The 12587-nt window shown below is 67.1% G+C and carries 9 protein-coding genes; 1 reads left to right on the top strand and 8 read right to left on the bottom strand.

Features of this window, described 5'->3' with window-relative positions; all coding sequences use genetic code 11:
• Positions 1–90: 90 nt before the first annotated feature.
• The 8 genes from ORI27_RS20540 to ORI27_RS20575 form a co-directional block, all read right to left on the bottom strand.
• Positions 91–1137, bottom strand: coding sequence for a zinc-dependent alcohol dehydrogenase family protein (locus ORI27_RS20540; RefSeq protein WP_265998868.1), 1047 nt, complete (start codon positions 1135–1137; stop codon positions 91–93).
• A 10-nt stretch (positions 1138–1147) separates the two neighbouring features.
• Positions 1148–1816, bottom strand: a complete 669-nt coding sequence (locus ORI27_RS20545; RefSeq protein ID WP_265998869.1) for a 3-oxoacid CoA-transferase subunit B — start codon at positions 1814–1816, stop codon at positions 1148–1150.
• Positions 1816–2619 (bottom strand): CoA transferase subunit A, encoded by an 804-nt coding sequence (locus ORI27_RS20550; RefSeq protein WP_265998870.1) that lies wholly within the window; start codon positions 2617–2619, stop codon positions 1816–1818. Before ORI27_RS20550 ends, ORI27_RS20545 begins: the two co-directional genes overlap by 1 nt.
• A gap of 9 nt (positions 2620–2628) precedes the next feature.
• Positions 2629–3417 (bottom strand): hypothetical protein, encoded by a 789-nt coding sequence (locus tag ORI27_RS20555; protein WP_265998871.1) that lies wholly within the window; start codon positions 3415–3417, stop codon positions 2629–2631.
• 74 nt (positions 3418–3491) lie between these two features.
• Positions 3492–5795, bottom strand: a complete 2304-nt coding sequence (locus ORI27_RS20560; RefSeq protein WP_265998872.1) for a hydantoinase B/oxoprolinase family protein — start codon at positions 5793–5795, stop codon at positions 3492–3494.
• A 28-nt stretch (positions 5796–5823) separates the two neighbouring features.
• Positions 5824–7953, bottom strand: coding sequence for a hydantoinase/oxoprolinase family protein (locus ORI27_RS20565; protein WP_265998873.1), 2130 nt, complete (start codon positions 7951–7953; stop codon positions 5824–5826).
• 30 nt (positions 7954–7983) lie between these two features.
• The gene (locus ORI27_RS20570; RefSeq protein ID WP_265998875.1) at positions 7984–8412 is read right to left on the bottom strand and encodes an acetone carboxylase subunit gamma; all 429 of its coding nucleotides are present in this window, start codon (positions 8410–8412) and stop codon (positions 7984–7986) included.
• A gap of 44 nt (positions 8413–8456) precedes the next feature.
• Positions 8457–10370: a hydantoinase/oxoprolinase family protein gene (locus ORI27_RS20575; protein ID WP_265998877.1), complete on the bottom strand. Its 1914-nt coding sequence runs from the start codon at positions 10368–10370 to the stop codon at positions 8457–8459.
• A gap of 172 nt (positions 10371–10542) precedes the next feature.
• Here ORI27_RS20575 and ORI27_RS20580 point away from each other — a divergent pair, with 172 nt between their 5' ends.
• On the top strand, positions 10543–12390 hold the full coding sequence (locus ORI27_RS20580; RefSeq protein WP_265998878.1) for a sigma-54-dependent Fis family transcriptional regulator: 1848 nt from the start codon (positions 10543–10545) through the stop codon (positions 12388–12390).
• Positions 12391–12587 lie beyond the last annotated feature (197 nt).

Below are 12587 nucleotides of genomic sequence, written 5' to 3' on the forward strand. Positions count from 1 at the left end.
GTCGGTACATAGTGCCGCACAGCGTGTCATATCCAAGTGAACACGACGCCGCGGTCCGGTGGCCCAGTGCCGACTCCGGTGACGGCGTGGCTAGTCCGACGCGGTGAGAAGGACCTTGAGCGCTCCGGTCTCACCGGCCCGGCCGAACACGTCGTAGGCCAGTTCGAATTCGTTCAGGTGGAACCGGTGGGTGACCATCGCTGCGGCGTCCAGCTTCTGACTGGCCACCAGATCGATCAGGGTGTGGGTGGAGAACGTGTCGACCAAGCCGGTGGTGATGGTGAGGTTCTTGATCCAGATGTCCTCGAGGTGCAGCGTCGCGGGAGCGCCGTGGACGCCGATATTGGCGATGTGGCCGCCTGGTCGAACCAGGGTGACCGCCTGTTCGAATGTCTGCGGCAGGCCGACGGCTTCCATCGCCACGTCGGCGCCCAACCCAGCGGTCAGACCCTCGATGACCGCACGAGGGTCCTCCCGCGCCGGATTGACCACGACGTCCGCGCCGAAGCTCCCGGCGGCCTCCAGCCTGGCGTCAGCCAGGTCGATCGCGACGATGTGACTCGGGCTGAACAGCTGCGTGGTCATGATTGCGGCTAAGCCGACGGGACCGGCACCGACGATCGCGACGACGTCGGCCGGCCGCACTCGGCCATTGAGCACTCCCACTTCGTAGGCGGTGGGCAGGATGTCGGCCAGCACGATCATCTGATCGTCGGAAACCCCCTCGGGAACCGGATAGAGCGAATTGTCGGCGAATGGGACCCGGACGTACTCGGCCTGGGTGCCGTCGATGAGGTGGCCCAGTATCCAGCCACCGCCGCCGATGCACTGCCCGTAACTGCTCTCGCGACAGTAGCGGCAGCTGCCGCACGAACTGACACAGGACACCAGAACCCGGTCGCCGACCGCCACCCGTCGGACACCGGCACCGACCTCGGTGACGGTGCCCACCGCCTCGTGACCCAGGATCCGGCCGTCAGTCACGGCCGGGACGTCACCGTGCAGGATGTGCAGGTCGGTCCCGCAGATGGTGACGGCATCGACCCGCACCACCGCGTCGGTGGGATCGATCACGCCCGGATTCTCGACGTCCTCCCAGGAGCGTTGCCCCGGGCCGTGGTAGACAAGCGCTTTCATGGCCGTTCCCCTAACTGTCGGCGGTGGCCAGTCCCGGCTCCGCGGAGACGGATGGGAGAATCGGGGCCGCCGTGCATAGCCGGATGTGTTCTTCGCTGACGTCCGGGGCGAGCTCGACGAGCCGAAGCCCGTCGGCGGTGACGTCGAGAACCCCGAGGTCGGTGATGATCCGATCGACCACACCCCGACCGGTCAACGGAAGATCGTTCTCGCACAGGATCTTCGGTGACCCGTCCCGGGTGCGGTGCTCCATCAGCACGATGACCCGCCGGGCTCCGTGCACCAGGTCCATCGCACCCCCCATGCCCTTGACGAGCTTGCCGGGCACCACCCAGTTGCTGAGGTCTCCGCGCGCACTGACCTGCATCCCACCCAGGATCGCCGCGTCGACCTTGCCGGAGCGGATCATCGCGAAGCTGGCCGACGAGTCGAAGAAGCTGGCGCCGGCAACGGTGGTGACGGTCTCCTTGCCGGCGTTGATCAGATCCGGATCCTCCATCCCGGCAACGGGATACGGACCCAGTCCGAGTATGCCGTTCTCCGACTGCAGCACGATGTGGACACCGGGGGGCACGTGTCCGGGTACCAGCGTGGGCAGTCCGATCCCCAGATTGACGTAGTCACCGTCGTGCAGCTCGGCCGCGGCCCGCGCCGCCATCTCCTCGCGATTCCAGGCCATCACGCAGCTCCCGCCGCGGGATCGCCGGGAACCCCCAACCGGCGCACGGTGCGTCGCTCTATCCCCTTGGCGGCGGTCTGCGCGCCGGTGAGCAGCAGCACCCGGTCGACGTAGATACCGGGCAGGTGAATGGCATCGGCATCGAGCTCGCCGGGCTCGACGAGTTCCTCGACCTCGGCGGCGGTCACCCTGGCCGCCATCGCGCACAGCGGGTTGAAGTTGCGCGCCGCCTTCCGGAACACCAGATTCCCGTGCCGGTCACCCTTCCAGGCATGTATCAGGGCGAAGTCCGGGCGCAGCGCCTCCTCGCGGGCGAAGGCCTCCTCGCGGCCGTCCCAGGGGAAGTACTCGACCGGCTTGGCCGGCGAGGCCAGGGCAACCGACCCGTCGGCTGTAAACCGGATCGGCAACCCGCCATCGGCGACCTGGGTTCCCACGCCGCTGCGGGTGTAGAACGCGGCGATGCCGGCGCCACCGGCCCGCAACCGCTCGGCCAGCGTGCCCTGGGGGATCAACTCGATCTCGATCTCACCGGAGAGGTACTGCCGCTCGAGCTCCTTGTTCTCCCCGACGTAGGAGGCGATCAGGCGGCGGATCTGATGGTTCTCCAGCAGCAGGGAATTGCCGACCCCGACGATCCCGCAGTTGTTGGACACCAATGTGATATCGCGGCTGCCCAGCTCGGCCAGGGCTGCCACCAGCACCGCGGGGATGCCGCAGACCCCGAAACCCCCGGCGGCCAGCATGATCGAGTCGGGTATGTCGGCGACCGCCTCGGCGGCGGTCGCAACGGTCTTGTCCATGTGCTTCCTTCAGCGCAGTCCGGCGAGTTGGTCGAGTACCCGTTCGGGCGAGGCCGAGCTCGGGATCGTGGTGGCTAGGACCTCCGCGTCCGGGACATCGGCGCCGACGGTCCAGTACTCGTCGGGAACGACCCCGATCCTCGGGCCGCCCGGTGCGGTGTCGATCCCGGATCGTCCCCAGAGCGCCAACGACCAGTCGAAATGCCCGACCACATTGGCGATCGCGGTGTAGGAGTCGAGTTGTTCGGGCTCCGGGCCCAAAGCGCCACGCCCGTCGAGCAGGACCAGCGCCACCGGCAGGGTGCCCAGCCGGCCGAGCCACTCCGCGATGTACATCGAGGCGGAATCGGCCCGGTCGGCGTCCACCCCGTCCAGCGGATTGCCGGGGACCTCGTGTGCCCACGCCAGCCAGCACGCCGGCGAGGGCACGTGCAGCACGAGCTCACGCCGGGCGGTGTTGCCCAGCGTCGTCAGCAGCTCGAGGGTCGCCGTCAACGTCGCCTCGTCGCCCAACATCGTCCGCAACGGGTAGCCGGTGCGGGTCCGCGCCCGCATGGCCTCGACGAGTTCCGGCCGCGCCGCGCAGTGCGCCGCCTGGAGCCGTTGGACGTCAATCCACAGCGCGTCCGGGTCGAGCAGGCCGCGGACCTGGCCGAAATGTCCTGTCGCAAGGGTCGTGTCGGTCCACGGCACCGGTGCCCCCTGGCGGATCACCGCGGTGGAGTAGTCGACGTCGTCGATCAACAACGGTCGCCGGCGCCCGCTGGGCGGTGCGGCGACAAGCGATTTGACGCTCATGGATGGTTCCCTTCGCTCGTGTGGGTGGCGGCGCGGCGGCCCCGGCCCGGACTCGGGACCACCGCACCGTCCGGTCAGGTCAGCCGGGTGGTGTTCTCGCCGTACTTCGCCTCGAGGTCGGCGATCCGCGCCTCGAGCCTGGCGATCTTCACCTCACGGCGATCCGGCACCATGACGATCGGCAGCTCAGCGAGCGGCGCGGTGACGCGCACCGGGCCGTCGATGTTGTAGACGGTGGCCGTGATCTCGTCGGTCTCCGACCCCCAGGAGCCGTAGTAGGCGAGGTCCGTGGGCGCCTCGGGTTTGACGAACTCCGCACAGAACTCGGCGAATGGCTTGCCCCGCTTCAGTCGGGCCCGGCGGGCCTCGGTTCGTGCGCGCTCGGTGCCGACCACGTCGAGGCGGAACGTCGCGGGGTCGTAGCGCACCGCGAAGACATCCTCGGCGACCTTCTGGCTGATCCGGTCCAGTTCGGCGTCGCGCAGCACCGACTCGGGCAGCCGCTCCAGCGGATCGCCGTAGCCGCCGCCGGCGCCCTGGCTGATCATGTACAGCTCGCCGTCCTTGGCGAGGTCGAACTGCAGACCCATGTGGTAGGTCGAGTAGCGCCCGTCCGGGAAGGGACGGGAGTTCATGACCTTCTCCATGGACAGGTCGAACGTCTTGTTGTCCCGCCGGAAATGCTCATAGACGTTGGTGCCCTTGACCATGGCCAGCGGATAGGTGCCGCAACCGTAGCCGCCGTACATGCCGTAGATCGAAGAGAACTTTGCCCCCGAGGTCACCGTCATGAACCCCCACTGCGGGGTCCCCTCGGCGGCGACGATCATCTCGTATCCCATGCCGCCGGTGAACTTCCCGAAGCCCATGTTGTCGCGGACCAGGCGCTTGGCGACCAGCTGCATGAACGGCACCTCCTCTTCCATCACCTCCTGTTCTGCGGTGTCGGCCATGGCGCAGAACAGCGGGGAGACGGCATCCTCGCCGTCGCGGAACGGCTTGGCCCCACCGGGCATGCCGTTGAGGTCGGCACACAGGTTGCCCACCATGTCGCCGTGCTGGGTGATGCCGCCCCACAGGAACGTGTTGATCTGGTTGAACCAGTTGGCCACCACGTTGCTGTACTTGTGCGGGGTGGAGAAGGACATCCGGCTGTAGAGCGCCTGCATCGCGGAGAACCCGCGGAACGAGGCCTGCAGTGACTGCCCCATCGGGGCGTCGTAGGAGGCGTCGGCCCAGGTGCCCTCGTCGGAGATGATCTCGATGCAGCTCATCGCCGCCGTGCAGCGGGGCAGATCGGGCCACCAGAACGCCAGGATCGCCTGCATCATCATGGATTTCACCGAACACAGCGGGGAATTGATCGCCCGGTTGAGGATCTCCGGTCCGGTGCCGCGCAGGTCAACGGTCATGTGGTCGCCGGCCACGGTGATCTTGCAGGCGAATTTGATGAGGATGTTCTCCTTGAGGGTGCTGTCCATGAACTGGTCGAAACGGTATGTGCCGTCCGGAAGTTCGGCGATCCGGCGCCGTACCTCGGCGTCGACGTCCTCGACGGTGACCCGCAGCGCGGCGACGAAGGTGTCGACGCCGACCTCGTCGATCACCTTGTCGATGCGCTCCATGATCTTGCGCACCGCGGTGATCTTGACCTTCAGGTCGGCCAGCTGCAGCTTGGGGTCGCGCACCGAGTGCTGCAGGAAGGTCAGCAGATCCCGGCGCAGGTGCCCACGCTCGACGATCTTGAACGGGCTCATCCGCAGGCCGTCGTCGAACGCGGTCTCCGACCCGGACGGCATGCCGCCGGGCTCACAGGCGCCGTTCTCACCCTCGTGGATAGTGGCAGCCACCCAGGCGATGATCTCCCCGTCACGGATGATCGGCATGATCATCGACTGGTCGGTGTTGTGCACGTTGCCGAACCGGGCGTCGTTATGGATGAACCCGTCACCCTCGTGGATGCCGACGGTGGGCTCGTCCTTCCAGTACTTCATGATGTAGCGGATCGGGTGGTGCAGGATCGCGCTGAACGCGATCACCCCGTGGCACGACAGGTAGGACACGTCGCCGGCGCCGGTGTAGATGGCCGTCGTCAGGTCGCCCCACTTGGCGCCCGGGGCCGCGCCCTGCGCCTCGCACATCTCGTAGCCCTCGTCCAGGGCACCGGCGATGCGCTTGCGGATCCGCTCCACCTGGAGCCGGTCCACGCCGGCGGCGATCGCGACCTCCTCGTGCAGCGACCGTTCGGAGATGGAGTGGCTGCGCATGATCTCCCGGTCGGGCCCGAGGAACAGGGTGGTCTCGTCCATGAACTGGTCCACCCACTGCTGCTCCTCGGCAGTCAGCTTGCCCGTCGTTCGTTCGTTAACTGCGGTCATTTGTCCTTGTCCTCACTGTGTCGGAATGTCAGTCCTGCAGGAACCAGACGGCGCCCTGGTTCGTCGGCTCCAGCCGCCACCCGGGTTCGACGAGGAACGTGGTGTTCTCGGTCGTCACGATCGCCGGGCCGGCGATCACGCTGTCGGGGTGCAGGGCGCTCTGGGTGTACACGGGCGTTTCGATGGGGTCGTCGAAGCCGATGAAGTGCGCCGAGCGAGTGCCGGCCGGCTTCGGCGCGCTGCGCTGTCCACCGTGCTCGAGGGTTTCGAAATTCACCACATCGCCGTCGACGAACGACGCGACCCGGACGGTGTTGCACCGAATCCCGGCCTCCGGTGCCGCCGACGCGGCGCCGAACCGGTGGCTGTAGACGTCGCCGAAGGTCTTGATGATCTCCAGCACGTCGCCCACACCGTTGATGCGGCGGATGTCCTGGAGGGCAACGGCCTGGGTCAGCAGCTGGTTGCCGTACCGCATGTCCAGCTCCAGGCGGTACTTGACGTCGTCGGCCGGGAATCCCTGCCGGATGAGGTCTTCGCGGCCCCGGGCCTCCAGTTCCTCGACGACGGAGTTGAACTCGTCGTAGCTGTCGTACAGGGTCCGGGTGGTGGCGTTGTACATCGTCACATGCACGCCACGCTCATGGAAGTGCAGCTGCTTCATGTTGCCCGCGCCGCATGCCGAGAAGACCGACGAGAACGGCGGCGCCAGTACCCGTTTGATGCCGGCGTGCCGGGCAATGCCGCAGGCGTGCAGCGGGCCGTTGCCGCCGTAGGCCAGCATGGTGAAGTCCTCGGGCAGGTAGCCGCGCACGCGCAGCTCCTTGCCGATGCCGATGGCCATCTGCTCGTCGACGCCGTCCTTGATCACCCGGGCCACGTCGATGGGGTCCATGTCCAGGTGATCGCACAGCTCTTCCTCGATGGCGAACAGCGAGCGCTTCGGGTTGAGCGTGATATAGCCGTTGGCGTAGTTGTCCGGGTCGAGGTAACCGAGCAGCAGGTCGGCGTCGGTGACGGTGGGGGCCAGACCACCGCGGTCGTAGCAGGCCGGCCCGGGATTCGAGCCGGCTGACTTCGGGCCGATCTTGACCGAGTTGTGGATGCGGTCGTATGTGGCGATCGAACCGCCGCCGGCGCCCAGGGTGTCCAGGTGCACCATCGGCACCGACACCAGCCAGCGATCGATGGTGGGCAGGAAGTCGTAGTGTTTGACCCCGCCCTCGGGGACCAGCCCGATGTCGAACGAGGTGCCGCCCATGTCCGTGGCGATGACGTGTCCGATGCCGGTCTCGTTGGAAAGGTGCTCGGCTGCACCGACTCCGGCGATCGGACCCGAGTGAATGGTCTGCAGCGCGTCGGTCGAGTTCATCTGCGCCATACCGCCGGAGTTGTGGATCACCAGCATCGGCTTGTCGTAACCGAAGTCGCGCAGGTTGTTCGACAGCTGCGAGAGCGCGTGGAACATGATCTCGTGCAGATAGCCGTCGATGATCGTCGAGGTCGCCCGCACGTACTCGCCCTTGCGGCCCGAGACCTGGTGGCCCAGCAGCACCGGGATGGCCCCGAGCTCGTGGGGCGGGAACTCGTCGAGGATGATCTCCTGGATCGCCAGCTCATGCTCGGGGTTCTCGGTGGCGTTGACCAGGGACACCACGATGGCTTCGGCGCCGGCGTCGACGAGTTCGCGCACCACCGCACGCACGTCCTCGGGATCCAGCCGGGCCACCACGGCACCAGCCGAATTGACCCGTTCCCTGACCGAGCGGATCATCGCCCGCGGCACCAGCGGTTCCGGACGTTCGGCGGCCGGAAGGTTCTGCTGCATCGCGTAATCCAGCCCCTCGCCGTAGCCGCGCCCCCGCGACAGCGGGATGGTGTCCTCGAAGCCGTGGGTGACGATGGCGGCCACCTTCGGTCCGTTGCGCTCGATGAGCGCGTTGGTGCCCAGGGTGGTCGCGTAGCGCACGGAGTCGACCTCCGAGAGCACCGTGGAACGGTCCAGCCCGGCTCGCTTGCAGGCCAAGTCGAGCGCGTCGTTGAAGCCGATCGCCAGATTGTGGTGGGTGGTCAGTGCCTTGGCGTCGACGTAGAGGTTGTCCCAGACGAAGAAGCAGTCGGTGAACGTGCCGCCGATGTCGACTGAAATGCGTTTCATCTCTTCAGGTCTCCAGAGGTTCGGGGGTGATCAGTGGACGTGGCCGATGGCCTTGAGCGCGGCGGTGTACTTCTGGGCGTCCTCGCCGGGGCCGTAGTTGTGCACCTGCTCGGCGTCTAGGCCGCGCTCCTCCCACTGTTTGCGCAGCGCGGCGATGTCGATGACCATGTCGATGCTGGGCGGATGGCCCGGGGGCAGGTATTCGCACTCGATCTGGGTGCCGCAGCCCGGGCAGTAGTACTCCAGGATCCGGCAGTAGGTCGGGTCGGGGCTGAACGTGTACTCGTAGCGATCGGGATCCAGGATCGGCTGGTGGATCTCGCGCGGATCGCGGTCGTAGACCAGCGTGCCCGGCTTGTAGTTGCCGTGTGCCGAGCCCATGTCCTGGGCGCACACCCGGCACACCCAGCGCTCGGTGTCGAGATCGATGACGAGATATTCGGTCATGGGGACCCGCATCGGAGTCCTCCTTTCGTGCAGGGGATTCGGTGATGTGTTGACGGTCAGATGTTGTCGGTGAGCATCAGGTCGCCGGCCCGGGTGACCTGGAACGACCAGCCCGGCATGACCCGGGCGGTGAAGAAGGGTCCCTCGACGATCGCCGGCCCCTCGCCGCGGTGACCGGGGCGCAGCTCGTCGAGGACGTGCACGGGCACCTCGTCGACGGCGTCGGCCGCCGAGCGGACCGTGCGCCGGCCCGCCGCGGGGGCGGCATCGGCCTCGACCGCACTGTTGTCGGCTAGGTCGGGATGCGACAGGGTCGCAGCGACGGTCAGCCGCAGGGATACCACGCTGCCTGGGTAGTCGACCTCGTCGCCCGGACGGTAGGGCAGATGGGAAGTCGTTGCCTCGTCGAGGCTTTCGACCAGCAACTGCCACGACTGATGGCAACCGTCAAGTGAATAGCCTTCCTGGAACATGTCCCGCTCGGCGCGAGCCAGCAGCGCGTCGTGTGTCATGAGGGCCGAGCCGGTGGTGGACTCGGGGACGATCACCTCATAGGTTTTGCCGATGTCGGAGAACGAGATGCCGAAGGCCGAGAAGACCGCAGCTGTCCGGGGAATCAGCACTCGAGTGATGCCGGCCAGCCGCGCCGCGCCGGTCGCGCTCATCGGACCGGCACCGCCGAAGGCCAGCAGCGTGGTGTCCTCGGTGACCAAGGGGGCGAACGCGGCCGACAGCGCCTGGAAATACGCCTGCTCCATCCGGATCAGCGCCTCTTCGAGCGAGATGCCCAACGGTTCGGCAATGGTCTCGGTGATCACCGTGCGGGACCGGCTCGGATCGAGGGTGAACGTCCCGTCGAGGTAGGTGTCGGGGTCCAGGATTCCCAACAGCAGGTTGACGTCGGTGATGGTGGCCTGCTTGCCGCCGAAACCGAAGCATGCGGGTCCCGGCGCGGCACCCACCGACTGCGGACCCACGGTGATCGACCCGTCGACGATCTGGATCACCGACGAGCCCCCCACACCCTCGGATCTGACGTCGCTCATCGGGTAGGAGATGCGCACACCTTCGATGCCGCCCCGGTCGGCGACGGCCACCGTGCCGTCCCGCACCACGCCGACATCGGTGGTGGTCCCGCCGATGTCCATCATCAGCGCGTGGGCCAGCCCATAGACCTTCGCCAGCGCCGCGGTGCCTTCCAGCCCGCCGCGGGGACCCGACGAATACGTCTTGAGCGCGATCGATTTCGCCACCCGTGACGAGGCCCCGTCGTTGCGGTAGACCAGCAGCGGGTTGACCACTTTGTAGGCCTGCAGCCGCCGCTCGGCGCTGTAGAGAAACCGCTCCATGGTCGGGTGCAGGAACGCGTTGACCACGCACGACCACACCCGTCTGGCGTCGTCTCGGTCTCCGGCCAGCTCCCAGCTGTAGATGAAGGGCACCGAGCCGAGCAGGTGGCGCGGGAATTTTCGAAGCAGTACGTGGCGCAGCCGGTGCTCCTCCTGCGGGCTGGATCCGGCGACGACAACCCGCGCTGCGCCCAGGGTGGTCAGCCGGTTGATCTGCTGCACCGCGTCGAACTCGAAGGTCTCGTCGTCGGAGACGGGGTCGATGGACAGGAAGCGATCAGCCACCAGGCCGGTGAAGAGCTTCTGTTCGGCGGCGGCCCGCGTCATATCGCCGTCCAGACCCGCCAGTGTCGTGAGGATGCCGATCATCGGCCCGCGTCGTTGGACTAGAGCATTGGTGCCCTGGGTGGTGGAGTAACGGATGTGCTCGGTGGCGTGTAGTAGCCGGGTTATGTCCGCTTCGCCGTAGACCGCCTCGGACGCCTTCTCGATGCCGGTGAACAGGCACTCCGATAGGTCGTGTGGTGTGGTCAGTGTCTTGGTGAAGGTGAACCCGCTGCCATCCCAGACGCAGATGTCGGTGAGAGTTCCACCGTTGTCGATGTTGATGAGGGTTTGCATGCCGTTCCGTTTCTGTCCCGGAGGTGGTGTGTGCGCTGTGCCACACCGCTCCAAACAGAGTGGCCCGGGTCTCAGGAGCGCCGAATGTCCCAAGATGGGACACATCGCGGCTTGGTTGTGATCTGGATCTCGTCCACTATGTAATTGCAGGTGTACGAGTCGAGGAGCGCCGATGCCCAACAGCGATACCCGGTTGCTCAGGGTCGCGGCGGCCCGCGCCGACTTCCTGGAGCACGGCCCGTCGGGGGCTGCCGGTGTATCCGACGTGGTGGCCGCGTCCTGGGAGCGCAGCCAGGCGGCGGGGGTCGACGTGGCCCGCCCGAGTACCGCGTTCACCGGTGAGATCGACCGCGAATCGTTACTGGTTCGCTGTGCGCGCCCGGTATTGCAGCAGTTGGAGATCGACACCGCCGATATGCCGCTGGTCATCGCGCTGACCGACAACAAGGCGAGGGTGGTGCAACGCATCGATTCTTCGACCGCGGTGGCGCGCCTGCTCGACCGGGTGCAATTCGCTCCCGGCTTCGACTACTCGGAGTCGGCCATGGGCACCAACGGCGTCGGGACGGTGTTCGAGGCCGGCCAACCGGTCAGCGTGGTCGGCCCGGAGCACTTCACCGAGAACCTGCAGATGTTCGCCTGCACAGGCGCGCCGGTGATCGACCCGATAACAGGGCGGGTGGAGGGTGTGCTGGACATCTCCTCGCTGGCCCAGGCCTGGAGTCCGATCATGCATGCCTTGGTCAAGAGCGCCGCCAAGGACATCAGCCGCAACCTGCTGCTGGACCGCAGCCAGGCGCAACAGGCCATATTCGACACTTTCCTGCGGGTGGTCGCCCGGTCGACCCGCCAGGCGGTGTTCGCCTTCGGTGATGCGGTCTTCATGGCGAACCCGGTGGCCCAGCAGCTGTTCGACGCCGACGAGCAGCGGATGCTGCGTGAGCACGCGACGTTCCTCATGGCGCGTCGGGACCAGGCCAGCGACACGCTGGCTCTGCCGGACGGCCACCGCCTCGTGCACATCCGGGGCACCCGGATCGTCACCGGATCACAGGTCGCAGGCATGGTGGTGATCGCCGACTTGGTGACCTCGACGCGGGCGGGCTCCCCGGGCGACATCGACGAACGGGTACTGCCGCGGATCGGGGTGGCCACCCAGCAGACGTCGCAGATCGTCGACGGTCTGTTCCGGTCTCAGTCGCTGGCTGGCGCGCGGTCGTCGACGTGGCTGCGCGCGTGTGGCGAGTTGCGCGCCGCACTGGAAGCACAGCGGCCGGCACTCGTGGTGGGGGAGGGTGGCGTCGGCAAGTTCACGGCGGTCGCCGAGCTCTTTCACTCCGTGTATCCCGGCGCACGCAGCATCTCCGTCGATGCCACCCAGCTCGGTGTGGAGGGTCCGCCTTCGGACATCAGTTCGCTGCTGGGCAACCCGGGCGAGCCGACCCTGCACATCGTGCGCAACATCGATCAGGCGAGCACCGATGGTGTCGATCGGCTCGAGGCCTATCTGTGCGCGATCGAGGAGCTGGACGGCCCGGTATGGGCGGTGGCGACGCTCGCGGAATCCGCCCCGCTCGCCGACCTGCCGGTCAATGAGCTGCTAGACCATTTCACGGTGGCGATCACGGTGCCGCCGCTGCGGTGCCGCACCGACGACCTGCCCGCTATCACCGCCACCCTGCTGAAGGGAATCGCTCCCGACCGTAAGGTGCGGATCAGCCCGGAGGCCCAGCGGCTCATCAACCGGTATTCCTGGCCGCGCAATATCTCCCAGTTGCGGGAAGCTCTAGTCCACGCGCTGCGGCGCCGCCCCGTGGGCGAGATCCAGGACGCCGATCTGCCCGGCTATTGCCAGACGGTTTCGCGGCATTCGCTGACTCCCATCGAGGCCGCCGAGCGTGACGCCATCGTGGCGGCGCTTCGGGAAGCGGGCGGCAATCGGGTTTCGGCCGCGGCGCATCTGGGGATGTCGCGCTCGAGTCTGTACCGCAAGCTCAAGACCTACGGGATCACCGCATGATCCGGTGCCCGGGAAGTGTCCCAACTTGGGACACGCCGCGGCCGGCGGACACCGCCTACCAGATCCGTGAGGATCTCGGTGTGGATTTCTGTTCGACGGTGTCCGAACGTAATCCGATCGTCGCTGCGCCGCTGAGGCACACCGACTGCTCCTTGGTCAGCGACGGCGCAGCACCGTGCTGAGCGGGTGAGCGCGGC

This window comes from Mycobacterium pinniadriaticum (genome assembly GCF_026242045.1).
Classification (GTDB): Bacteria; Actinomycetota; Actinomycetes; order Mycobacteriales; family Mycobacteriaceae; genus Mycobacterium; species Mycobacterium pinniadriaticum.

Bases quoted from the DNA above. Each gene is read 5' to 3' on its own strand.
- ORI27_RS20540 (WP_265998868.1), bottom strand. From the start codon at position 1,137: ATGAAAGCGCTTGTCTACCACGGCCCGGGGCAACGCTCCTGGGAGGAC.
- ORI27_RS20545 (WP_265998869.1), bottom strand. From the start codon at position 1,816: ATGGCCTGGAATCGCGAGGAGATGGCGGCGCGGGCCGCGGCCGAGCTG.
- ORI27_RS20550 (WP_265998870.1), bottom strand. From the start codon at position 2,619: ATGGACAAGACCGTTGCGACCGCCGCCGAGGCGGTCGCCGACATACCC.
- ORI27_RS20555 (WP_265998871.1), bottom strand. From the start codon at position 3,417: ATGAGCGTCAAATCGCTTGTCGCCGCACCGCCCAGCGGGCGCCGGCGA.
- ORI27_RS20560 (WP_265998872.1), bottom strand. From the start codon at position 5,795: ATGACCGCAGTTAACGAACGAACGACGGGCAAGCTGACTGCCGAGGAG.
- ORI27_RS20565 (WP_265998873.1), bottom strand. From the start codon at position 7,953: ATGAAACGCATTTCAGTCGACATCGGCGGCACGTTCACCGACTGCTTC.
- ORI27_RS20570 (WP_265998875.1), bottom strand. From the start codon at position 8,412: ATGCGGGTCCCCATGACCGAATATCTCGTCATCGATCTCGACACCGAG.
- ORI27_RS20575 (WP_265998877.1), bottom strand. From the start codon at position 10,370: ATGCAAACCCTCATCAACATCGACAACGGTGGAACTCTCACCGACATC.
- ORI27_RS20580 (WP_265998878.1), top strand. From the start codon at position 10,543: ATGCCCAACAGCGATACCCGGTTGCTCAGGGTCGCGGCGGCCCGCGCC.